24 protein-coding genes are annotated in these 21,618 nt (G+C 56.6%); 11 read left to right on the top strand and 13 right to left on the bottom strand.

The features are described 5' to 3' along the window. Nucleotides 1–31: 31 nt before the first annotated feature. A complete protein-coding gene (locus ACYJRZ_RS11125) occupies nucleotides 32–460 on the top strand; it encodes an HIT family protein (protein ID WP_459458966.1) in 429 nt (142 codons plus the stop codon). 108 nt (nucleotides 461–568) lie between these two features. Here the strand turns inward: ACYJRZ_RS11125 and clpA are convergent, their stop codons facing one another. The 5 genes from clpA to cysE form a co-directional block, all read right to left on the bottom strand. Further along, a complete protein-coding gene (gene clpA / locus ACYJRZ_RS11130; RefSeq protein WP_459458968.1) occupies nucleotides 569–3,103 on the bottom strand; it encodes an ATP-dependent Clp protease ATP-binding subunit ClpA in 2,535 nt (844 codons plus the stop codon). 10 nt (nucleotides 3,104–3,113) lie between these two features. After that, on the bottom strand, nucleotides 3,114–3,467 hold the full coding sequence (gene clpS, locus ACYJRZ_RS11135; protein WP_069612294.1) for an ATP-dependent Clp protease adapter ClpS: 354 nt from the start codon (nucleotides 3,465–3,467) through the stop codon (nucleotides 3,114–3,116). Nucleotides 3,468–3,757: 290 nt separating this feature from the next. Beyond that, the gene (locus tag ACYJRZ_RS11140; RefSeq protein ID WP_459458970.1) at nucleotides 3,758–4,123 is read right to left on the bottom strand and encodes a phasin family protein; all 366 of its coding nucleotides are present in this window, start codon (nucleotides 4,121–4,123) and stop codon (nucleotides 3,758–3,760) included. A gap of 349 nt (nucleotides 4,124–4,472) precedes the next feature. Then, nucleotides 4,473–4,676 (bottom strand): DUF3126 family protein, encoded by a 204-nt coding sequence (locus ACYJRZ_RS11145; protein ID WP_015339784.1) that lies wholly within the window; start codon nucleotides 4,674–4,676, stop codon nucleotides 4,473–4,475. A gap of 124 nt (nucleotides 4,677–4,800) precedes the next feature. Further along, a complete protein-coding gene (cysE, locus tag ACYJRZ_RS11150; RefSeq protein ID WP_459458972.1) occupies nucleotides 4,801–5,664 on the bottom strand; it encodes a serine O-acetyltransferase in 864 nt (287 codons plus the stop codon). A 76-nt stretch (nucleotides 5,665–5,740) separates the two neighbouring features. Between cysE and ACYJRZ_RS11155 the strand changes: the two genes are divergently transcribed. Beyond that, nucleotides 5,741–6,541, top strand: a complete 801-nt coding sequence (locus tag ACYJRZ_RS11155; protein ID WP_459458974.1) for an enoyl-CoA hydratase-related protein — start codon at nucleotides 5,741–5,743, stop codon at nucleotides 6,539–6,541. 19 nt (nucleotides 6,542–6,560) lie between these two features. Here the strand turns inward: ACYJRZ_RS11155 and ACYJRZ_RS11160 are convergent, their stop codons facing one another. Continuing rightward, on the bottom strand, nucleotides 6,561–7,346 hold the full coding sequence (locus ACYJRZ_RS11160) for an alpha/beta fold hydrolase (RefSeq protein ID WP_459458976.1): 786 nt from the start codon (nucleotides 7,344–7,346) through the stop codon (nucleotides 6,561–6,563). A gap of 201 nt (nucleotides 7,347–7,547) precedes the next feature. Between ACYJRZ_RS11160 and ACYJRZ_RS11165 the strand changes: the two genes are divergently transcribed. Beyond that, nucleotides 7,548–7,793, top strand: a complete 246-nt coding sequence (locus ACYJRZ_RS11165; RefSeq protein ID WP_047454665.1) for a zinc-finger domain-containing protein — start codon at nucleotides 7,548–7,550, stop codon at nucleotides 7,791–7,793. 29 nt (nucleotides 7,794–7,822) lie between these two features. Beyond that, nucleotides 7,823–8,986 carry an FAD-dependent monooxygenase gene (locus ACYJRZ_RS11170; protein WP_459458979.1) on the top strand — a complete coding sequence of 388 codons (1,164 nt, stop codon included), beginning with the start codon at nucleotides 7,823–7,825 and terminating at the stop codon, nucleotides 8,984–8,986. Here the strand turns inward: ACYJRZ_RS11170 and ACYJRZ_RS11175 are convergent, their stop codons facing one another. Next, entirely contained in the window at nucleotides 8,987–10,177 is a 1,191-nt protein-coding gene (locus ACYJRZ_RS11175) for a cystathionine beta-lyase (protein ID WP_459458981.1), read from the bottom strand. A 374-nt stretch (nucleotides 10,178–10,551) separates the two neighbouring features. Between ACYJRZ_RS11175 and ACYJRZ_RS11180 the strand changes: the two genes are divergently transcribed. The 7 genes from ACYJRZ_RS11180 (at nucleotide 10,552) to ACYJRZ_RS11210 (ending at nucleotide 17,512) form a co-directional block, all read left to right on the top strand. Continuing rightward, the gene (locus ACYJRZ_RS11180; RefSeq protein ID WP_459458983.1) at nucleotides 10,552–11,577 is read left to right on the top strand and encodes an amino acid ABC transporter substrate-binding protein; all 1,026 of its coding nucleotides are present in this window, start codon (nucleotides 10,552–10,554) and stop codon (nucleotides 11,575–11,577) included. A gap of 94 nt (nucleotides 11,578–11,671) precedes the next feature. Continuing rightward, nucleotides 11,672–12,862 (top strand): amino acid ABC transporter permease, encoded by a 1,191-nt coding sequence (locus ACYJRZ_RS11185; RefSeq protein WP_459458985.1) that lies wholly within the window; start codon nucleotides 11,672–11,674, stop codon nucleotides 12,860–12,862. Between the two features lies 1 nt (nucleotide 12,863). Next, on the top strand, nucleotides 12,864–14,018 hold the full coding sequence (locus ACYJRZ_RS11190) for an amino acid ABC transporter permease (protein WP_459458987.1): 1,155 nt from the start codon (nucleotides 12,864–12,866) through the stop codon (nucleotides 14,016–14,018). A gap of 18 nt (nucleotides 14,019–14,036) precedes the next feature. Further along, complete coding sequence (locus ACYJRZ_RS11195; RefSeq protein WP_183812165.1) at nucleotides 14,037–14,810, top strand: amino acid ABC transporter ATP-binding protein; 774 nt, start codon at nucleotides 14,037–14,039, stop codon at nucleotides 14,808–14,810. Nucleotides 14,811–15,048: 238 nt separating this feature from the next. Further along, a complete protein-coding gene (locus tag ACYJRZ_RS11200) occupies nucleotides 15,049–15,210 on the top strand; it encodes a hypothetical protein (RefSeq protein WP_459458989.1) in 162 nt (53 codons plus the stop codon). Nucleotides 15,211–15,450: 240 nt separating this feature from the next. Then, a complete protein-coding gene (locus ACYJRZ_RS11205) occupies nucleotides 15,451–15,888 on the top strand; it encodes a hypothetical protein (RefSeq protein ID WP_459458991.1) in 438 nt (145 codons plus the stop codon). 322 nt (nucleotides 15,889–16,210) lie between these two features. Further along, nucleotides 16,211–17,512 (top strand): TROVE domain-containing protein, encoded by a 1,302-nt coding sequence (locus tag ACYJRZ_RS11210; RefSeq protein ID WP_459458993.1) that lies wholly within the window; start codon nucleotides 16,211–16,213, stop codon nucleotides 17,510–17,512. Between the two features lie 367 nt (nucleotides 17,513–17,879). Here ACYJRZ_RS11210 and ACYJRZ_RS11215 read toward each other — a convergent pair whose 3' ends face one another. The 6 genes from ACYJRZ_RS11215 to ACYJRZ_RS11240 all read right to left on the bottom strand — a co-directional run bounded on the left by ACYJRZ_RS11215 (nucleotide 17,880) and on the right by ACYJRZ_RS11240 (nucleotide 21,601). After that, a complete protein-coding gene (locus ACYJRZ_RS11215) occupies nucleotides 17,880–18,053 on the bottom strand; it encodes a hypothetical protein (RefSeq protein WP_459458995.1) in 174 nt (57 codons plus the stop codon). A 737-nt stretch (nucleotides 18,054–18,790) separates the two neighbouring features. Continuing rightward, on the bottom strand, nucleotides 18,791–19,978 hold the full coding sequence (locus ACYJRZ_RS11220) for a hypothetical protein (protein ID WP_459458997.1): 1,188 nt from the start codon (nucleotides 19,976–19,978) through the stop codon (nucleotides 18,791–18,793). A 61-nt stretch (nucleotides 19,979–20,039) separates the two neighbouring features. Then, complete coding sequence (locus ACYJRZ_RS11225) at nucleotides 20,040–20,489, bottom strand: hypothetical protein (protein WP_459458999.1); 450 nt, start codon at nucleotides 20,487–20,489, stop codon at nucleotides 20,040–20,042. 36 nt (nucleotides 20,490–20,525) lie between these two features. Beyond that, nucleotides 20,526–20,783, bottom strand: a complete 258-nt coding sequence (locus tag ACYJRZ_RS11230) for a hypothetical protein (protein ID WP_459459001.1) — start codon at nucleotides 20,781–20,783, stop codon at nucleotides 20,526–20,528. 38 nt (nucleotides 20,784–20,821) lie between these two features. Further along, nucleotides 20,822–21,205, bottom strand: a complete 384-nt coding sequence (locus tag ACYJRZ_RS11235; protein WP_459459003.1) for a hypothetical protein — start codon at nucleotides 21,203–21,205, stop codon at nucleotides 20,822–20,824. A gap of 12 nt (nucleotides 21,206–21,217) precedes the next feature. Then, the gene (locus tag ACYJRZ_RS11240; RefSeq protein ID WP_459459005.1) at nucleotides 21,218–21,601 is read right to left on the bottom strand and encodes a hypothetical protein; all 384 of its coding nucleotides are present in this window, start codon (nucleotides 21,599–21,601) and stop codon (nucleotides 21,218–21,220) included. Nucleotides 21,602–21,618 lie beyond the last annotated feature (17 nt).

The raw sequence follows: 21,618 nt of genomic DNA on the forward strand, positions 1-21,618 counted from the left end.
TAAACACAAAAGCAAGACGAGGAGAAACTGGATGACCAGCCCCGCCTATGATGACAACAATATCTTCGCAAAGATCCTGAAAGGCGAGATCCCTTCCTACCGCGTCTACGAGGATGAGCACACCATCGCCTTCATGGATGTGATGCCTCAGTCGCCTGGCCATACGCTCGTCGTGCCGAAGGCACCCTCGCGCAATATTTTCGATGCCGACCCGGCAGCATTGCAGCAGGCTATCATTGTGGTGCAAAAGATCGCCGTCGCCGTTCGGGAAGCCTTCGAAGCGGACGGCGTCTATATCGCGCAGTTCAACGAGCCCCCCGCGGGACAGACCGTCTTCCACCTGCATTTCCACGTTATCCCGCGCATCGAGGGCGTCGCGCTGAAGCCGCATTCGGGCAAGATGGAGGATGGAGCGGTGCTGGCGGAAAACGCCAGGAAGATCATCGAAGCGCTGGCCTGATGGCTGAGCTCCTCAAGTCATTCCTGAGGCTTTCTTCATAATCATATAAAAACGGCTGCATTATCTCTAATGCAGCCGTTCCATTTTTCTCAAATCACCGACTGGTGATTACTTGCGCGGAACCTTCGGAACCGTGCCGCCGCCCTTGCGCGGTGACTTGCCGTCGGACTCGCCGCTTTCGCTCGAAGGCGATGCCTTGGCCGAGCGGCGGCTGTCGGCTGCCGTTGCAGCCTTGCCGACGCGGCTTCTGGCCTTGACGGTGACGTCGCCGTCATCCTCTTCCACCTCGGCCGGCACATCGCCCACTTCGGCTTCCGGCTTCGGCCGGATCGGAGCAGTGTCGGCGATCGCCTCAAGCAGAATGCCCGTGGTGCCGTCTTCCTTCTTGCCGACCGTGACGTTGACCACGCCGCCCTTCTTCAGCTTGCCGAAGAGGATTTCGTTGGCCAACGGCTTCTTGATGTTTTCCTGGATGACGCGCGCCAGCGGACGGGCGCCCATCTTGTCGTCGTACCCCTTCTCGGACAGCCAAGCGATGGCGTCCTCGTGCAGGTCGAAGGTGACATTCCGTTCGGAAAGCTGCGCTTCCAGCTGCATGATGAACTTCTGAACGACCTTGTGAATAACGGTCGTCGGCAACGGCGCGAAGGGAATGACCGCATCCAGACGGTTGCGGAATTCCGGTGTGAACAGGCGGTTCAGCGCCTCTTCATCTTCGCCCGTACGCTTGGACGAACCAAAGCCGATGGCGGCCTTGGCCATTTCCGAAGCGCCCGCATTGGTCGTCATGATCAGGATGACGTTGCGGAAGTCGATCTTCTTGCCGTTATGGTCGGTCAGCGCGCCATGGTCCATGACCTGCAGCAGAATATTGAAGATATCCGGATGCGCCTTCTCGATTTCGTCGAGCAGAACCACGCTGTGAGGATGCTGATCGACGCCGTCAGTCAGCAGGCCGCCTTGGTCGAAGCCGACATAGCCGGGAGGTGCACCGAGCAGACGGGAAACCGTATGACGCTCCATGTATTCCGACATGTCGAAGCGCAGCAGCTCAACGCCGAGCGACGAAGCAAGCTGCTTGGCGACTTCGGTCTTACCGACGCCGGTTGGGCCGGAGAAGACGTAGCAGCCGATCGGCTTGTTCGGTTCGCGCAGGCCCGCACGTGCCAGCTTGATCGAGGTCGAAAGTGCTTCGATAGCCGTATCCTGGCCGTAGACCACGGAACGCAGTTCCTGTTCGAGGTTGGCGAGAACCATCTCGTCATCCTTGGAAACCGTCTTCGGCGGAATGCGAGCCATGGTCGCAATCGTCGCCTCGATCTCCTTTTCGGTGATCAGCTTGCGGCGCTTGGACGGCGGCAGAAGCATCTGGGCAGCACCCGTCTCGTCGATCACGTCGATCGCCTTATCCGGCAGCTTGCGGTCGGATATATAGCGAGCCGACAGCTCGACAGCGGTTTTGATGGCGTCGTTCGAGTAGCGCAGGTGATGATACTCTTCGAAATAGGGCTTCAGGCCCTTCATAATTTCGATGGCATCCTCGATGCTCGGCTCGTTGACGTCGATCTTTTGGAAGCGGCGGACAAGCGCCCGGTCCTTTTCAAAGAACTGGCGGTATTCCTTATAGGTGGTGGAACCGATGCAACGGATCGCGCCCGAGGAAAGGGCCGGCTTCAGCAGGTTCGACGCATCCATCGCGCCGCCGGAGGTGGCGCCCGCACCGATGACGGTGTGGATCTCATCGATGAACAGCACGGCGCCCGGATACTCTTCGAGCTCCTTGACGACCTGCTTCAGACGTTCCTCGAAATCGCCGCGATAGCGGGTGCCGGCGAGCAGCGTGCCCATATCGAGCGAAAAGATCGTGGCATCGGCCAGTGCTTCGGGAACCTTGCCCTCGACGATGCGCTTGGCAAGACCTTCGGCAATCGCCGTCTTGCCGACGCCGGGATCGCCGACATAGAGCGGATTGTTCTTTGAGCGGCGGCACAGCACCTGGATGGTGCGGTTGACCTCGGAGTGGCGGCCGATCAGCGGATCGATCTTGCCGTTCTTGGCCTTCTCGTTAAGGTTGACGCAGTAGGCCTTCAGCGCGTCCTGCTGCTTCTTGCCATTGCCCTCTTCCTGCTCGCCGCGGGAGGTCGGCTTGCTTTCGGATTCGCTTTCCTCGGCGCCGCGCGGCGTGCGGGTCTGGGAGGAACCCGGGCGCTTGCCGATGCCGTGAGAGATATAGTTGACCGCGTCATAGCGGGTCATTTCCTGCTCCTGCAGGAAAAAGGCAGCATGGCTTTCCCGTTCCGCGAAAATCGCGACGAGAACGTTGGCGCCCGTCACTTCCTCGCGGCCGGAAGATTGCACATGGATCACGGCGCGCTGGATGACACGCTGGAAGCCGGAGGTCGGCTTCGAGTCCTCATCATAGCCCGTGACCAGGTTGGAGAGTTCATTATCGACGTATTCAGTCAGAGTCTTACGGAGCGCGTCGAGATCAACATTGCACGCGCCCATGACAGCTGCGGCATCGGCGTCGTCTACCAGCGCCAAAAGCAGATGTTCCAGCGTGGCATACTCGTGATGCCGCTCGTTCGCGTAGGTCAGTGCCTGATGCAGCGCCTTCTCAAGACTAGGCGAAAATGTTGGCACGTTCAGATCCTCACTTCTTTTCCATAACACATTGCAGCGGATGCTGGTGCTGCCGGGCAAAGTCCATCACCTGGCTCACCTTCGTTTCGGCTACTTCATATGTATATATCCCGCATTCGCCCACGCCGTGGTTGTGGACATGAAGCATGATGCGGGTGGCACTTTCGAGATCCTTTTGAAAGAAACGCTCCAGGATATGGATCACAAAGTCCATGGGCGTATAGTCATCATTCAGAAGCAGCACGCGGTATAGATTGGGTTTCTTGGTTTTGGGCTTGGTGCGTGTAATCACCGAGGTCCCGCGATTTCCGTTGTCCCCGTTCCTTTCGCTATTGTTTTGCATCCGGATCGGCTCAGCGATCATTTCATTCATTCCTCAAATCATCCGGCAGAAGCTATCGCATTCCGACTTGGCACTGGGGTTGGGTTCATCACTTGGTCGGGCCGGATATCCGAACCTCTAACTTAGTTCATATTGGCGTGATTTTAAGCCCCTTGCAGGACACTGCAATCACAATTCGCTGACAAAGGGGGCTGCGGTCAAAAAAGTAGCTGTATATCGCCATGTCAGGTTCGGCACGCCAAAACGCAAAAGACCGGCCGCGCGTCGCGCGCAGCCGGTCCCTTCCGGAAATTTTGCCTTTCGGCGAAAGTTTAAGCGGCGGTCGCCGTTGCTGCCGCCTTGCTGGCAGCCTTCGTTGCAGCCGCGACGGGCGCTTCGTAAGGCTTGTAGGCAACCTTGGCGAGATCGGCATACATTTCGCCGAGCTTGGTGGCTTCAGCGACGAAGTTTTCATAGGAAGATTTCACATAGCTGCTCTGAAGTTCGAAGGCGGCTTCGAAGCTCTTGACGCCGGCAAGCGTTTCGAAGTGCGCAACGCCATCCTGGAAAGACTTCTTGGAGTATTCCGCAGCTTCGGCAGCAATCGCCTGAAAACCCTTGGTGACATCGGAATAGCTCTTCAGCGCCGAGTCCATAGCTTCCTTGCCCTTTTTGTTCGCTTCATCGAAATTGAACATGCTTCTCCGTCCCTTGTTGGCCGGCCGGCGGCCGGTTTACAGGGACAAAGGTTAAATGCGATGCACAATTAGTCAAGTAGTCTTGTGCGCCGCAGCATCATCTACAGATTGCATTCTTGAATGATGGTGCGTCATCGGCGATTAAGAGTGCGGCGCATCATTTTGTTTTTTCTAAAATATATCATTAAGCCTGCAACCAGAAGCTTTGATTAAAATATTGGCATTTGGTTAGAAGAAGTCGCAAAAGATCAGAACGGCAGCGGAATGATTAATTGGCAATTGCCAAAGAAAAGGGCCGCATTTCAACAAATACGGCCCGAATACTCGATTACTATATGAGATCGATGAATCAGAGATCGACGTCCAGAATGGCCATCGAGAAATTATAGGAGCGGTCGCCATCTTCGTCGTCGATATAGACGACACCCAGAAACTCTTCGCCAAGATAGACTTCTGCAGAATCGTTCTTGCGCGGGCGGGCCTTCACCACGACCTGCGGGTTGAACGTGCGCTTGAAATAGGCGTCGAGTTTCTTGATTTCTTCGGGCTTCACAATGCTTCTCCGTGAGGATCTCGGTTGGCCGCTTCTTGCATAGGAAAAGCGGCGGTGTAAAGACCGGAACCGCGCATAGCTATCCAGCAACAGCGCAAGCCTCGGAAAATCGGATTGGAATTTCCTAGATTCCTGCGCCCATGATCTGATCAACGATCAATTGCTCGGCAAGCAGCTGATCCATCGAGCGAGAAGGCTCGGAGCACCCGGCTTCTCCGACCACCTTGGCCGGAACGCCGGCAACTGTCGTCTTGGCAGGCACCTCCTTCAGTACCACGGAGCCGGCGGCAATACGCGAGCAATGGCCGACCTGGATATTGCCGAGGATCTTGGCACCTGCTCCGATCAGGACGCCGTGGGCGATCTTCGGATGGCGGTCGCTGCCTTCCTTGCCAGTACCGCCGAGCGTAACCCCATGCAGGATGGAGACGTTGTCGCCGATGACGGCAGTCTCACCCACGACGAGACCGGTTGCGTGATCGAGGAAGATGCCCTTGCCTATGCGTGCCGCCGGATTGATGTCGGTCTGGAAGACGCTGGAGGACCGGCTCTGTAGATAAAGCGCGAAATCGCGGCGACCGCGATTGTGCAGCCAGTGCGCCAAACGATGTGTCTGCAACGCATGGAACCCCTTGAAATAGAGGACAGGTTCCAGGAACCGCAGGCAAGCGGGGTCGCGATCGTAGACGGCCTGGATATCGACACGCAGAATCGATCCCCATTCCGGCCAGTCGGCGAGCATTTCCTCAAAGGTCTGCCGCAAAAGAATGGCTTGCATGTCCGGATGGTCGAGCCGCTCGCAGATGCGATAGATGACGCATTCTTCCAGCGAACGATGGTTGATGATCGTCGAATAGAGGAAGGCGGCAAGAAGGGGATCCTTTTCGGCAGCGGTGCGTGCTTCCTCGCGCATGCTGTCCCAGATCGGGTCCATGACCTTCACTGCGCCCAAGCCTTCAACCTGGCGAATATCCGTTGCTGCGACCATTGGCGGTCTCCCGATTTTCTGTCAGGGGTGCATTATATAGATTAAAAGCCAGACAAGACAAATGGGTTGATCGCGCATGAATTTCGAGCATGACTTTGCCGGCGGTCTCATTCGCGCGACCTGCAGCGACGCGATCGGTACGATTACCATCAGCAACCCTGGCAGAAAGAATGCCGTGACGGCCGCCATGTGGCGTGCCATCCCGCAAGCTGTGCGCATCCTGACCGATGAAGCCCATGCACATGTTATTGTTCTGCGCGGCGTGGGCGCGGATTTTTCAGCCGGCGCCGATATCAGCGAATTCGACAGCGTGCGCAAGAATTCCGAGACCGCCGTCGCCTACGAGGCACTGGACAGCCAGGCTTTCGAGGCTATCCGCCACTGTCGCGTGCCGACGATCGCAGCAATCCGCGGCATCTGCTATGGCGGTGGCTTCGGCTTGGCGGCGGCCTGCGATCTGCGGATCGCCGAACGGGGCGCGCGATTCTGCGTGCCCGCCGTCCGCCTCGGCATCGCCTATCCCGCCGATGCCGTGCAGGACATCGTGAACGCGCTCGGAGCGCAGATGGCCAAGGTTACCTTGTTTACCGGTGCCCCCATGCCAGGCGAGAAGATGGTTGTCGCCGGCTTTCTTCTGGAGGAAATCGACGCAGAGGCATTCGATGGCGAAGTCTCCTCCCTCGCCCATGCCATCGCCGCCAATGCACCAATCGCGCTACACGCTTCGAAACTCGCGATCCGAGCAGTCATCGAGCAGGATAGCGACCTGTTGCGCGAGGCGGAGGTGATCGGCGCCGAGACTTTCGACAGCGCCGATTACGCCGAGGGCCGTGCCGCCTTCGCTGAGCGGCGGAAGCCACACTTCACCGGCAAATAACTTGTCACCAGCAAGTGACTTAGCGCTGGCCGAGGCGCTGATAGAATTCGAGAACCGCAGCCTTGAAGATCTTGTCGCCGACGGCGAGCATATGATCGCGGTTCGGAATGTCGATGGCCTCGGCGTTCGGCATCAGAGCAGCCAGTTCCTGGCCGGAGCCGGCAATATCGTCCTTGGTGCCGACGGCGATCAGTGTCGGTGCTTCGATCTTCGCCACATCTTCCGGCGAAGCCAGATCGCGCGAGCCCTGGATGCAGGCGGCCAGCGCCTGCCGATCGCTTTTCGTCTGCTCGGCAAAGGCGCGGAACATGCGCCCGCGTGCATGGGTGACATCATCGAGGGACGGCGCCAACAGCGCTTCGGCAATCGGGTCCCAATCGCCAACACCCTCGACCATGCCGATACCGAGGCCGCCCAGCACCAGCGAGCGGACGCGATCGGGATGTGCGATTGCCATGAAGGTCGAAACTCGCGCGCCCATGGAATAACCCATGACATGCGCCTCGGCTATGCCCAGATGATCGAGGAGTGCCACTGCATCCTCTGCCATGACCCAGGGATGGTAGACGTCCGCATCATAGGGCTTGTCGCTCAAGCCGTGACCGCGATTGTCGATGGCAATCACACGATAACCGGCGTCCCCGAGCGTCTTCAGCCAGCCTGGATGGACCCAATTGGTAATCGCCGTGGAGGCGAATCCATGGATCAGCAGCACCGGCGGACCGTTTGGATCTCCTTCGTCGAAAAAGGCGAGCTTCAATCCATCTCGGACGAAATGGAGCATCTTGGGAGCATTCAAATTCATCGCTTCGTCTTTATAAATTGGGTCCTGTTGGCGGCGGACCATATTTTATCGGCGATAGCAAATGAACCCTGTGCTTGCGAAAATCTCTGCATCAAGCCGGACTTTCGCACTACACAATCGGGAAGAAGGATTATAAAGAGGGGCTACCAAGTCTGGCGCAACATTCATGCCGCTCACGGCAAGACGCATTCGGAGATCATCATGGCCGGCCACAATATTCCCCATTTCCAGAACGACGGCGGACATCGCGTCATCGAAATCGGCGTGAAGGAATTCATGTGCACCGGCGCTTCGGTTCCCTATGACCATCCGCACATCTTCATCGATCTCGGCGACGAGAGCGAGAAGGTTTGCTCCTACTGCTCGACGCTCTATCGCTACAATCCGTCGCTGAAGGCGGATCAGACGAATCCGGCCGGCTGCGTCTTCCATTTCAAGGCGGCCTGACGCCATAACGTCCGATCGGACATAAGAAAATGCCGATCAAAGCAGCCGCAATCATCGGCGCCGGAATAGCTGGATTAACGGCGGCGCTGGCGCTGGCGCGACATGGCATTGCCTCCGAGATTTTTGAACAGGCAGAGGTGCTGACCGAAGTCGGCGCCGGCCTGCAGATTTCGCCGAATGCCTCCCGCATACTCGACACGCTCGGCGTTCTCGATATGCTCAGACCCGTTTGGCTGGAGCCGGAAGAAGTTCGGCTCCTCTCCGGCTCGTCGCTGCGGCCAATCGCCTCCGTTCCCTGCGGAAAATTTGCTCGAGAACGATGGGGTGCGCCCTATGGCGCGGCGCATCGCGCGACCTTACAAAAGGCGCTCCTCGATGCGGTGACGGGCAATGCCCTATGCAGGCTAAATCTCGGCCGGCACATCGACATCAAGAACAAGCTGGCACTGGAGGAGATCGCCGGAAGGACGTTCGATCTCGTCATCGGTGCCGATGGCGTCTGGTCGAAGGCGCATGCGATGGTGCCTGGTGCGCCCTCACCGCTCTTCTCAGGCAATATTGCCTGGCGCTTTTCCATTCCCGAGGCGGTCGCCCCTTCCGTCCTGAGCAAGACAAGCGTTACGGCATTCCTCGGCCCGTCGAGCCATCTCGTCTGCTATCCCATCCGGGAAAATACCGCCTTCAATATCGTGGCGATTGTTTCCGGCAGCAGCGCCAGCCGCGATTGGGGCGCAGCCGGCAACAAAACGCAGCGCGAGCAGATGCTGCGCGGCTTTTCCGGCTGGAACAGAGCGATCCTGCAAATGCTTGAAGCTCAGGAGCAAGCCAGCTTCTGGCCGCTCTACGAGATGAGGGAGGGCCGATGGCATAATGGCAGCGATACGATTCTGATCGGGGATGCCGCGCATGCGATGATGCCGTTTGCGGCCCAGGGTGCGGCCATGGCGATAGAGGATGCCTTCGAGCTTGCCGGCATGCTTTCGGGACGCTCGCCCGCCGAAGCTTTCGAGCTCTACGAGAGGCATCGAGCCCCGCGGATATCTCGCCTGCGCCAGCGCGCCGCCTTCAACCAGTTTGCCTATCACGCACGCGGCCCCATCCGCCTGGCGCGCGATCTCGTCCTCTCGCTGCGTCCGCCGCAAAGCCTCGCGGCGGACATGGATTGGATCTACGGCTATCGCGCCATCGGCTGATCAGGCCTGCCGGACGGCAGCAAGGCCCTTCTCAATATCCGCCTTGAGATCGGCGACGTCTTCCAGGCCGATCTGCAGCCGGATGACAGGCCCCTCCCTCGGAGCCTTGGTGACGCGCCGGTCGTTGAGGTTGACGTGCAGCGCAAGGCTCTCGAAACCGCCCCAGGAATAGCCGAGACCGAAAATACGCAGAGCATCCAAGAAGGCATGCGCCTTCGCTTTGAATTTTTGCGGATCGTCGACCGCCAGAACGAAGGAAAAGATCCCGCTCGCCCCCTTAAAATCGCGCTTCCATAAGTCATGACCGGGAAAGCTCGGCAGGGCCGGATGCAGCACGTGCGCAACTTCTTCCCTGCCCTCGAGCCATTGTGCGATCGCGAGCGCGCTTTCCTGGTGACGCTCCAGGCGTACGCCCATGGTGCGCAAGCCACGCAGGACCTGATAGGCATCGTCAGGTGCGCCGCAGAGGCCGAGCTGCCCATGCGCGGCGATCAACTGCTTCCAATGGGCTTCATTGGCCGAAACGGTTCCCATCAAGATGTCGGAATGACCGGCCGGATATTTCGTCACGGCATGAATGGAGACATCGACGCCATGATCGAGCGGCTTGAAATAGAGCGGCGTTGCCCAGGTATTGTCCATGGTGACAACACAGCCGTGACGATGAGCCGCCGCCGAAATCGCCGGGATATCCTGCATTTCGAAGGTGTTGGAGCCCGGTGCTTCTGTATGGACCAGCCTGGTGTTCGGCTTGATCAGCTGCTCGACACCGGCACCCACCATGGGATCGTAATATTCGACCTCGATACCGAGGCGCTTCAGCATGGTATCGCAGAAGAATCGCGTGGGGCCATAGACCGAATCGACGATCAAGGCGTGATCGCCCGCGGACAGATAAGCGAGAAACGGCACCGTTACCGCTGCAAGCCCCGAGGGAACGATCACCGTTCCAGCGGAGCCTTCCAGCGCATTCATCGCCTCGCAAAGCGCATCCGTCGTCGGAGTTCCACGCGTGCCGTAAGTGTATTTCTGATCATGTGTTTCCATCACGCGCGCATTGGGAAACAGCACCGTTGAGGCATGCACCACGGGCGGATTGACGAATCCATGGAAATCGAATGGCGAATTGCCGATATGGGACAATCGCGTGTTGATGCCGGCGTTCTGCAGGAAGTTGTCTTTGTCTTTCATGTCCGGATATGCCTTTGGCGCTGCGAGAAAGTGGATTTGTGGCGACCAAGCCTTTCCCGGTCAACCCCCGGTCCTTCTGATGCGCCCACATTATTCGAAGGCTAAAATAACAAAAATAAGAGAGGAAACCGCATTTTCGTGCAGTTTTTTGGCAAAACGCCGCCCATTTTGACGCCAAATGCCCAGTTTTCGGCCGCCGCGAGCGAAAATGCCGAATAAATCCGCAATAATTTGGGCGATCTCTTGACCGCTACACCATTTGCGACTGTGATAGCGCCACTCGCACCGAGAAAGGGAAGGAACACGGTTCTCCAGGAACCTGCTTCGGACGCGATGCAGTTTAACTATAAAACAAATAGACAAAGGTAGGGAAAATGAAAAAGTTTGCTCTCTCCGCATTCCTCGGAGTCGCAGCCTTGGCTTACACCGCGTCCGGCGCTTCGGCTTCGACGCTGAGCGACGTGAAAGCTAAAGGCTTCGTGCAATGCGGCGTGAATAGCGCCCTTCTTGGCTTCTCGCAGCCCGATGCTTCTGGAAACTATGCCGGCTTCGACGTTGATCTTTGCAAGGCTGTCGCCGCGGCTGTTTTTGGTGACGTTACAAAGGTAAAGTACACTCCTCTCAGCGCGAAAGACCGCTTCACCGCGTTACAGTCCGGCGAAATCGACCTGCTTTCGCGCAATACTACCTGGACGATTAACCGCGATACCGCGCTCGGCCTCAACTTCCGCCCGGTCACCTACTACGACGGCCAGGGTTTCATGGTTCGCAAGGAACTGAACGTGAAGTCGGCTCTGGAACTCTCCGGCGCGGCCGTTTGCGTCCAGTCCGGCACGACGACCGAGCTCAACCTCGCCGACTACTTCAAGACCAACAATCTGCAGTACAATCCGGTAGTCTTCGACAAGCTGGAAGAAGTCAACGCCGCTTACGATTCCGGTCGTTGCGACGTCTACACCACCGACCAGTCCGGCCTCTATGCGCTGCGTCTGACGCTGAAGAACCCCGACGATAACGTCGTTCTGCCCGAGATCATCTCCAAGGAGCCGCTTGGACCGGCCGTGCGCCAGGGCGACGACCAGTGGTTCGATATCGTCAGCTGGACGGCTTATGCGCTGATCAACGCCGAAGAATTCGGCATCACGCAAAAGAATGTCGACGAGATGAAGAATTCGGCCAACCCGGATATCAAGCGCTTCCTCGGCGTCGAGCAGGGTTCGACGATCGGCACCGACCTCGGCCTGACCAATGACTGGGCCTACAACATCATCAAGGGCGTCGGTAACTACGGCGAAGTCTTCGACCGCAATATCGGTGCAGGTAGCCCGCTGAAGATCGCCCGCGGCCTCAACGCTCTGTGGAACAAGGGCGGCATTCAGTACGCACCGCCGATCCGCTAAGCCTATAAACGGCGACTTTCGAAGAGAGGCGGCAAGCCGCCTTTCTTCCCTCAAGAAAACAAGCCTGAAACAGGCACATTGGGGAAAATTCTGCATGGCAATTACAATAAATTCGCCCGAAGGCGAGCGATCGTCCGGATCTGCGATCAATAATCCTAAAGTCCGAAGCCTGATTTACCAGGTTCTTACCGTCGTACTTCTATTGGCGTTCTTTGGATTTATCATTCACAATACCGTTGAAAATCTGCGTGCATCGAACCAGCCTTTTGGATTCAGTTTTCTGAACGGACGCGCCGGTTTCAATCTCGGCCAGGCGCTGATTCCATTTTCGAGCGATTCCACCAATATCGACGCGCTTGTCGTCGGCCTGCTCAATACCGTTCTCATCGCAATATCGGGTATCATTGCAGCGACGATCATCGGCTTCATCGTAGGTATAGGCCGGCTTTCACGGAATTGGCTGATTGCGAAGCTTTGCCAGGCCTATGTCGAGCTGTTCCGCAATATCCCGCCGCTGCTCGTTATCTTCTTCTGGTATAGCGGCGTATTGGTACTGCTGCCACAAGCGCGCGAGGCCGTGCACCTGCCGTTCTCCAGCTACCTCAGCAATCGCGGCCTTGCCTTTCCCAGCCCGATTTTCGGTAGCGGCATGTGGGCTGTCGGTATCGCCTTTCTCATCGCAATAGCCGTCGTATTTTTCGTGGCGCGCTGGGCACACAGGCGTCAGGCGGCAACCGGTCAGCAATTCCATACGATCTGGGTGTCGATCGGCATATTGATCGGCCTGCCGTTGCTGGTCTTCCTGGTAACGGGCATGCCGCTTTCCTTCGACTATCCTGTCGCCGGCAAATTCAATCTGACTGGCGGCTCCGTCATCGGGCCGGAGTTTATCTCTCTGTTCCTGGCCCTCTCCTTCTACACAGCCTCCTATATTGCCGAAATCGTCCGCGGCGGCATTCGCGCCGTGCCGAAGGGACAGTCGGAGGCAGCCGGCGCCCTCGGACTGCGTTCACCTGCCATTACCCGACTTATCGTCATACCGCAGGCAATGCGCATCATCATTCCGCCGTTGACGAGCCAGTATCTCAACCTGACGAAGAACTCTTCTCTCGCGATTGCGATCGGTTATGCCGATCTCGTCGCTGTCGGTGGGGTCATTCTCAATCAGTCTGGCCGAGCGATCGAAGTTTTCGTGATCTGGATGGTCATCTACCTTGCGCTGAGCATAGCGACCTCCCTGTTCATGAACTGGTTCAATGCCAAGATGGCTTTGGTGGAGAGATAAGATGTCCAACGGAAGCCAGAGCTTTGTAAGCAAAACTATCCTTCCGCAACTGCCAGCTCCATCGAGCGAAAAAGGCGTCGTTCATTGGCTCAGAAAAAATCTGCTGGCGACGCCGAAGGACGTGGTTCTGACCATCCTTGCGATAGCCTTCCTCGCTTGGGCCATTCCACATGTCGTCAACTGGCTGTTTATCCAAGCCGCCTGGAGCGGGACCGATCGCACTTTCTGTGCGACCACTGTGCAGGGAGGGACACAACCGGACGGCTGGAGCGGCGCTTGCTGGGCCTTCGTGCGGGCCAAATTCACCATTTTCATGGTTGGCCTTTATCCACCGGACGAACGGTGGCGGCCGGTGCTCGTTGCCATTCTCACCATCATCCTCTTTGTTCCGATGTTGATACCGTCGGCGCCTAAAAAGGGATTGAATGCCATCCTGGCATTTATCGTACTGCCCATCGTCGCTTTTTTCCTGCTGTATGGCGGCTTCGGCCTCCCGGTCGTGGAGACGCAGAAGTGGGGCGGCCTCCTGGTGACGCTGGTCCTTTCCTTTGTCGCGATCGTGGTCTCCTTTCCGCTCGGCATCATGCTTGCGCTCGGACGACGCTCGAAAATGCCAGTCGTCCGAATGCTGTCGGTGCTCTACATCGAAATCATTCGCGGCATTCCACTGATAACAGTCTTGTTCATGGCCAGCGTCATGCTGCCGCTGTTCCTTCCGCAGGGCTGGACGGTCGACAAATTGCTGCGCGCCTTGGTCGGTGTCTCGCTGTTTACCTCGGCCTATATCGCCGAAGTCATCCGCGGCGGCCTTCAGGCAGTGCCGAAGGGTCAGTTCGAAGGTGCCGATTCGCTCGGTCTCGGCTACTGGCAGAAGATGCGTTTGATTGTTCTGCCGCAGGCCATCAAGCTGGTGATACCCGGCATCGTCAACACCTATATCGGCATGTTCAAGGACACATCCCTAGTGTCGATCATCAGCATGTTCGATTTGCTCGGTATCGTTCGTCAGAACTTTTCGGACCCGAACTGGGCAAGCGCAGTGACGCCAATTACCGGCCTTGTTTTCGCAGGCTTCGTTTTTTGGCTGTTCTGCTTTGGTATGTCGCGCTATTCAGGTTTTGTGGAACGCCATCTCGACACCGGCCACAAGCGATAAAATTGAGGGAAATACAAAATGGCTGAAGCCCAATCGAAGAAAATGACCGTCTCCGAGACGGAGGTCGCGGTCGACATGATCAACATGAACAAGTGGTACGGCGATTTCCACGTGCTGCGCGATATCAATCTGAGGGTTATGCGCGGCGAGCGCATCGTCATTGCCGGCCCATCCGGCTCGGGCAAATCGACGATGATCCGCTGCATCAACCGCCTGGAAGAGCATCAGAAAGGCCAGATCATCGTCGACGGCGTCGAGCTGACCAACGATCTGAAGAAGATCGACGAAGTGCGCCGCGAAGTCGGCATGGTGTTCCAGCACTTCAACCTTTTCCCGCACCTGACCATTCTGGAAAACTGCACGCTAGCGCCGATCTGGGTGCGCAAGATGCCGAAGAAGCAGGCGGAGGAGATCGCCATGCACTTCCTCAAGCGCGTCAAGATCCCGGAACAGGCGAAGAAATATCCCGGCCAGCTTTCCGGCGGTCAGCAGCAGCGCGTGGCGATCGCCCGCTCGCTCTGTATGAACCCGAAGATCATGCTATTCGACGAGCCGACGTCTGCGCTCGATCCGGAGATGATCAAGGAAGTGCTCGACACGATGGTCGGCCTTGCCGAGGAAGGCATGACGATGCTGTGCGTGACGCACGAAATGGGCTTTGCCCGCCAGGTCGCCAACCGCGTCATCTTCATGGACCAGGGCCAGATCGTCGAACAGAATTCGCCGAAGGAATTCTTCGACAATCCGCAGCATGAGCGCACGAAGCTGTTCCTCAGCCAGATCCTGCACTGATACTGGATGATTGAATGGACAGACCCGCCGCTGCATCGCAGCCGGCGGGTTTTTCATAGGCGGCCGGTTTTCGCGACGGTTATCGGCGTTAGGTCGAGGGCATCGCGAACCGTCTCCTCCTGATTGCCGCCTGACAATTAGCTGCGAGGGTAAGCCCTGTAGCACTTTGCACAAAAAGCGATATACTTTTTGCCGCCGCGAATAATGCGGAATTCACGAGACGTCGGGGAAGCGGGCCGTGAAAAAAAGCGATAAAATCATTGGCGGGCTTGCACTTTTGAGCGCCGCCATCATCGTCATCAAACTGGCCGGAGCAATGTATGGCCACGATCTCATTCAGATGGCGGTCGATGCTACAAGACCCACAGATGCCGGCGCCTGGCCGACGACCATGAATTGAGCATAAAATAGGGCTGATAGCGCATGATCGGCGGCACGCTATTATAATCGAAAAATGGCGACCCCTGCAGTTTTAGGAGGTTTGGCCAATATCAATTACTTAGATGAAGGTGGGACCGAAAACCGTCCCGTTGATATCGCTGGCGAATTTTAAACGCCAGGTCTTACCATTGACTCCACCATAAACCAGAACATAGTTAGAACATCAGGGCGGCGGCAAACTCAAAGACTGAGGTGGAAGATGCCCCGCGACTATCGGCTTATCAATTTCAATGGCGAATGGCAGGTGTGCTCAAAGGCTCGTAGAGGCCATGGCGAGCGCATCGTCTGGATCTACGGCAAGGAACGGATTTACTTCTGCGATGTGGGGAGAGAGGCGGCCGTCTATCAGCTTCCGGGCTCTGAGAAGGAGAACTTCTTCGGGGATCGCTTCAACTTCTCGATCGATGAAGTCTATGCGGAAGACGGCAGGCGCAAGGAGCGCTTAGGCGGGATGAATAACGTCGTCGCGGCCCAGAGGGCATTTACTGAACTGCTATCGCATCATTCGAAGAGAACACGCCTACAGCTCCGCCAGGGAGGCTTTGTGATGCGTGACGAGTTCGGGACGGATGATTATCGGGAAAGAGTTCAGATCGAAGCGGAGGAGCGCAGGAGGCTCAAGGGAGGGACGGCTTAGCCGCAGGCTTCGGATCGGCGAAAAATAATTCGCTCGGCATGTTGCAATATGCAACATTATCTGCGATACAGAATATGCCAATCGTGGTGAAGGCAATCGGTTACTTCTCTTGAAACGATGATACCGTTGCCGCTTGTTCCCGAATGGTTTGCAACTGCTGGCGTGGCGTAGAAGTCGGTTACTTCCACTGCTAATGGAGAGGTCGCGGGTTCGAATCCCGTCATCTGGAAACAGATGTAGCTCAGCTGGATAGAGCGCTTACGTTCCGAATTCGCTTGTTCCCGCCAGCAGTTTCATTCCTTCGGCGCATTAGGAGATTCAAATGCGCTTCAATACATCAGCTTCCATCAAGCAGAATTATACTCATGAGGGTGCGCCGGCCAAGCGCATCACTCCGGAGCAGGCTTTGCGCCGCTCGATCCTTTCCTGTCTTCTTTGGGAAAAGGAATTCTATGAAGACGGCAAATCCATCGTAGATCGCATCATCGAAAATGCTGCCGCCTGTTCAGCTGAGACTGTTTCGGCGTTGGCAATCGAGGCGCGCAATGTTCATGGTCTTCGCCATGCGCCGCTGATGCTTTTGCTCGACATCATTCGTCGTGGCGGATCTGGTGTCTCGGACACGATCGCTCAGACGCTGCGTCGCGCCGATGAAATGGCCGAACTGGTTGCGATCTATTGGAAGGATGGCAAGAAGCCGCTTTCCAAGCAGATGAAGCTCGGGCTGGCAAAGACATTCGGAAAATTCTCGGAATACCAGCTTGCCAAATATGACCGAGATGGAGCCGTACGTCTTCGTGACGTGCTGTTCCTCGCCCATCCGAAGCCGAAGGACGAAGGACAGGAAGCGTTATTCAAGCGCGTTGCTGAACGTCAGCTCGTAACTCCGGATACGTGGGAAGTCGCTCTTTCCGGTGGGGCAGACAAGAAGGAAACCTTCGAACGTCTTATCCGTGAAGGCCAGCTTGGCTATCTCGCATTGCTCCGTAACTTGCGGAACATGATGGATGCAGGCTGCGACCGTGAGCTGGTGAAAGATGCCATTGGCGCCCGCAAGGGTGCTGATCTCATCTTTCCGTTCCGCTATGTCGCTGCTGCCCGAGCTTGTCCACAAATGGAGCCCTATATTGATCAGGCTCTATGTGAGGCAATTGCGGCTGGCCCTCGCCTGTCTGGCTCTACTGCCGTCTTGGTGGACGTTTCCGGGTCTATGGATGCTACACTTTCGAGCAAATCCGACATGAAGCGCATTGATGCCGCTGCGGCTTTGGCTTCGGTTATCAATGGAGATGTCCGTGTTTTCACGTTTTCTCAGGCCGTGGTGGAAGTCCCGCCTCGTCGCGGTATGGCTGGTGTAGATGCCGTGATCCGTTCGCAGCCACATAGCGGGACCTATCTCGGGGCTGCAGTTCAGATGATCAATCAGAACGTCAAGCATGACAGGCTGATTGTCATCACGGACGAACAATCGGCGGATCGAGTTCCGGATCCAATCGCAAAGAGCGCCTACATGATCAATGTGGCTTCAGCGAGAAACGGGGTTGGCTATGGGAAATGGTGCCACTTGGACGGCTTTAGCGAGGCCGTAATTCGGTTCATTTCGGAAGTCGAGAATGACCGGTGATGAACTAAAGGAGGCAGCTATAAAGCTGTTTGGGGAGCGCGGGTGGCAATCCGCGCTCGCTGCGCATCTGGGTGTCGATAGAACCCAGATTTGGCGATATGTAACGAATGATAAGGTGCCGGGGCCAGTTGCCGCAGCAGTCAATTGCTGGATGAAGCGGGGAACGGCCGAGTAATTACCGTCTGTTGTGTCATTATCCCTTTCTCGTCCGAAATTTCATCGGATAGGGATAATGCCCGCCATTCCTCATCAAAATCAGGAATAGGCTTGGGAACGGCTACCATAGGCCGTTCGCATACTGAAAAACCAGTATCGGGAGATCGGATCAAACCAGATCCGAAACAGAGCGGGCAATAGCGATCGCCGATCATTTCACCCACCGTAGGGCGCCAGAGAATTCGCGGATGGCTTCCACGATCCATTGCGTCGGCACTTTGCCGTACGACAGGTTGCCGATACGGAATTCATAGGTGGGTTTGTCGCCTTCCATGCGGACAATGATCCTAATATCGGGTGGCGGATCGTCTAGCGGCTTTTCCATGAGACGATGGCCCTTTCCGCAGGATGATCAGGATGAGGCAGAGGAGGAGGAAGGCAAGAAGCGACAATGGCGGCGAGCTTGCTCTTTTGGCATATTCGAAGTATCTTTTACAGAGTGTCATTTGCGAGATAAGATGATGAAATTCATCGATTTATCAGGCATGAAATTTTCCAGATGGAGTGTCATTTCGTATGCTGGAAATCGGCATTGGAATTGCCGTTGTATCTGCGGTCGAGAAAAGCAAGTTTTTCGTGACAATCTCATCAAGGGGAAAAGTCGATCTTGCGGATGCTTGAGTTCCGAAATAACCAAAGATAGATTTTGGAAGCATGGCTATGCTCAGGCGGGGAAAATTTTGCCGGAATATCGATCGTGGCAGCATATGAAAGATCGTTGCTACAATCCTCAATGTCGAGATTTCCCAGATTATGGGGGCCGGGGGATCACCATTTATGAAAAATGGCTAGAAGATTTCGGTCGCTTCTATGAGCATGTTGGCCCGCGCCCAGGTCCGAGTTACACCATTGACCGCGTTGATGTGAACGGGAACTATGAGCCTGGTAATGTGCGATGGGCGACACCAAAGCAGCAATCCCGCAATCGCCGAAACGTAGCGAAAATTGGTTTCGAGACTGCGCCAGAACTACGGCTAGCAAATGGCATTTCGCGCTCCACCTATCATAGGCGCTTGCGCAATGGATGGACGGCTGAAATGGCAGCCACTATTCCACCCCGCCCTAAGAGACCTGCTGGAACTGGGCGGGCACGCGGACGACGGGGCGCGGTGGGAGAATTGGCTCTTCGAGCTGAACAGGCATCCTCTCCCTAAGAAACCATTTGCTATGCAAGAGATACATCCATTGCTGCGCAGGTTCCACGACGGCGCGAAGGTCATCTGCATATTCAGAGTACCCCACAACGGAACCGTTTGATAGGACATTCCCCGGATTCCCCGTAGTGTGGTAATGTCCGAACTGGATGAGATCGGGCTTCCGACCAATCCCCGCCTGCTGGGCATCGATCTTCTTCGAGCCGCGGACAATCGGAAGCATCGGGCCAGCAAAACCCATCCCACCCTTTGTTCCGATTTTATCACCGTGGGTCGTAAAGACTGTTCTGCCGAATACCGGTGTGATCTGGTCTTTGGCGTCGCTCTGCTGGAACGTCACTCGTTCATCGCCATCAAAGCGCTGAGCAATCATGGAGACGATCAGACTGTCATAGGACAGGCGAGCGTAGAGCTTGGCTGTCGGCTTATGGGTGGTGCGCCCGTGGTTACCAGGCACTCCGACGACATGAACGCGGCCATACGTATCCCGGAGATGCCGGATGCCCGCAACGCACTCCTCTGCGACCGCCAAGCATTGCTCATGCGATGTCAGAGCATTTGTCATCTTTAGTTCGTCGTGGATATCGCCGCTGATCAGATCACCCGCAAGCGCTAGGAGAACGCCTTCGCAATCCGTGTCCGAAGCCCAGCGCTGCCCTATCGTGCAAACGGCAGCAAAATAGCGGCGTAGTCTCTGGCGGCAAATCTCGGGGTTGAAGGCATTGATACCGAGGATTTCTTCGGCAGAGATTACCTCACCCATATGAATGTCAGAAACGAGTGCTCCGATCACACTCTTGCCGCGCCGACCGGTGCGCGTGTCCAATATCCAATCAGGGATGGTGAACGGCATTCCTCGGATGCCAGAAAGTTCCGAAACCAGATGCTCAGCATCCGCCAATTCTTTCTCGGAGGTTGAATGTTTCTTACGCCAGAAAGCGGCATCTCGCATCTCAGCTCGCGAAGCTTCTGGTTGCTGCTCTGGGGCGCCTTTGAAAAGACCGCGCTGCTTCGCTTCTTTGAGCCGGCGCTTTATCCAATGCCATTCACGGCCTGTGGCTATAGAAGCGGCCTGGATTGATTTGTGCTGTCTCATAAGCTCAACGGCATAGAGGCAGTCTTCATTTGTAAGTGGAGGGGTTGGCATGGGGAGGACCTTAGCTCTGGATCGATCGAGTGCGCCGGCCTGGCGCTGGTGAGTCATAGAGACGGTCCAAGCGGTCATTGAGACCATCTATGCGCTTACCGATGCTTTCGATAGCTCGGAGGAGTTGGCCAGTCTGTTCCTGCATGCCAGCCTTCGTGACATACGTTTCCGCGATGTGGGTTCTGAAATCGGCATGCGCCGCCTTCATCTCACTTAGCTCTTCATCGAGCTTTTCGGTCTTCTTCTCGGCATCTGTCTTGCCTTTTTCGATCAAAGACCAGATTTTCCAGAACGCTGTGAAAGTGAGCCCCAAGGCTCCGATAATTCCCATAATGAGGTAGGAAAGAACCTCATATGTCACTGGACCATTCATGCCGCCGCGCCCTTTGTGTGCATGATTAAAATGCCCATCAGGGCACGCTTGACCACGCCAGAAGGAGAAAACCAACCAGCGTGGCAATGAAGATGATGGCTCCGAGGAGTTGGAGGCGAGCAATCACTGGCCTTTATCGACCGGCGGCTGGGGCTTACTCAGGCCACTGAGACCATCCCGAGAGATGTTGATCGCCACCTTCAGAACGCCGAGGAGCGCGATCAGCGCGCCGGAGTACTGTGGGGGGATCGTGGACGCCGAACAGTCAATGGCGCCCGTCGGCAGTGTCATGCAGCCCCAAGCGGAAAGCCCGGCCGTGATCGCGGCCACCAGGATGATAACCACATTGATGATGTTGTGGACGAGGTTCGAATTGAACATTGGGAGAAGTCCTTTGATGTTCGAGATGCCGGCCGAGATCAGCCGGCCGATGGCAAAGGGCCGTCAGCCTCCGTTGCCGCGGCACCGGTTGACGTGGATGACACGGCAGACTCGGAACTTGCCGCCGGCGCTGGATCGGGATTGTTTGCCAGGTATGCCGCGATGGCATCGTCAAAGTCCTTGTCGGTCTTCGCATCAAGAACCTTGAGAGCTGCGAGCTGCGTTGCAGTCGTCGCCGGATTGGCCGAGAAGGCAGCAACGATATTTGAGATGACCGGCCCAAGGTCTTCAGAGAACTGAACGAGGATGGGCTCGATCTGGAGAAGCCATGCCACCGTCTGGCTCACGACTTTCGAACTCGTCATCTGAGGGATTGCGGCCAAGAGGATGTTCAGCATCCCCAAAACTACTTGCACGTTCATGGTGATAGCTCCTTAGGATTTGATGCTGTTGGCGGCGAGGATGGCCTGAAGAGCGCCGACCGATTTGGTGACGGCATCAACGAGCGTGGCCGGGCCGAAGGTCGCGTTGGGATTGTCGAGGGCGAACTGTTCAGCCGCATCGCGTGCTATCCGCACGTCATGGACGGCCGGAATGATCTTGTTCTTGATCACGCTGTCACTGCAGCCGACCGGCGTCGGCTTCGGGGTGCAATACCGGACGTAGGCCGTGGCGGCGGTCTCGGCCGCATCTACGCCATTGCCAGCGACGATGATTGCCTTCATGGGAACTTCAGTGCTGGAAAGCTTCTGCAGGGCCGCACAAGAGCCGAGCGGGATCATCAAGGCGGCTACTGCCACCAAGGCTATGGTACGCATGGGAGATGTCCTTTGAT

Source organism: Rhizobium sp. No.120 (genome assembly GCF_054558365.1).

Coding starts and splice junctions, on each gene's coding strand:
- ACYJRZ_RS11125 (WP_459458966.1), top strand. CDS start 32: ATGACCAGCCCCGCCTATGATGACAACAATATCTTCGCAAAGATCCTG.
- clpS (WP_069612294.1), bottom strand. CDS start 3,467: ATGATCGCTGAGCCGATCCGGATGCAAAACAATAGCGAAAGGAACGGG.
- ACYJRZ_RS11140 (WP_459458970.1), bottom strand. CDS start 4,123: ATGTTCAATTTCGATGAAGCGAACAAAAAGGGCAAGGAAGCTATGGAC.
- cysE (WP_459458972.1), bottom strand. CDS start 5,664: ATGGTCGCAGCAACGGATATTCGCCAGGTTGAAGGCTTGGGCGCAGTG.
- ACYJRZ_RS11155 (WP_459458974.1), top strand. CDS start 5,741: ATGAATTTCGAGCATGACTTTGCCGGCGGTCTCATTCGCGCGACCTGC.
- ACYJRZ_RS11160 (WP_459458976.1), bottom strand. CDS start 7,346: ATGAATTTGAATGCTCCCAAGATGCTCCATTTCGTCCGAGATGGATTG.
- ACYJRZ_RS11165 (WP_047454665.1), top strand. CDS start 7,548: ATGGCCGGCCACAATATTCCCCATTTCCAGAACGACGGCGGACATCGC.
- ACYJRZ_RS11170 (WP_459458979.1), top strand. CDS start 7,823: ATGCCGATCAAAGCAGCCGCAATCATCGGCGCCGGAATAGCTGGATTA.
- ACYJRZ_RS11175 (WP_459458981.1), bottom strand. CDS start 10,177: ATGAAAGACAAAGACAACTTCCTGCAGAACGCCGGCATCAACACGCGA.
- ACYJRZ_RS11180 (WP_459458983.1), top strand. CDS start 10,552: ATGAAAAAGTTTGCTCTCTCCGCATTCCTCGGAGTCGCAGCCTTGGCT.
- ACYJRZ_RS11185 (WP_459458985.1), top strand. CDS start 11,672: ATGGCAATTACAATAAATTCGCCCGAAGGCGAGCGATCGTCCGGATCT.
- ACYJRZ_RS11190 (WP_459458987.1), top strand. CDS start 12,864: ATGTCCAACGGAAGCCAGAGCTTTGTAAGCAAAACTATCCTTCCGCAA.
- ACYJRZ_RS11195 (WP_183812165.1), top strand. CDS start 14,037: ATGGCTGAAGCCCAATCGAAGAAAATGACCGTCTCCGAGACGGAGGTC.
- ACYJRZ_RS11205 (WP_459458991.1), top strand. CDS start 15,451: ATGCCCCGCGACTATCGGCTTATCAATTTCAATGGCGAATGGCAGGTG.
- ACYJRZ_RS11210 (WP_459458993.1), top strand. CDS start 16,211: ATGCGCTTCAATACATCAGCTTCCATCAAGCAGAATTATACTCATGAG.
- ACYJRZ_RS11215 (WP_459458995.1), bottom strand. CDS start 18,053: ATGGAAAAGCCGCTAGACGATCCGCCACCCGATATTAGGATCATTGTC.
- ACYJRZ_RS11220 (WP_459458997.1), bottom strand. CDS start 19,978: ATGAGACAGCACAAATCAATCCAGGCCGCTTCTATAGCCACAGGCCGT.
- ACYJRZ_RS11230 (WP_459459001.1), bottom strand. CDS start 20,783: ATGTTCAATTCGAACCTCGTCCACAACATCATCAATGTGGTTATCATC.
- ACYJRZ_RS11235 (WP_459459003.1), bottom strand. CDS start 21,205: ATGAACGTGCAAGTAGTTTTGGGGATGCTGAACATCCTCTTGGCCGCA.
- ACYJRZ_RS11240 (WP_459459005.1), bottom strand. CDS start 21,601: ATGCGTACCATAGCCTTGGTGGCAGTAGCCGCCTTGATGATCCCGCTC.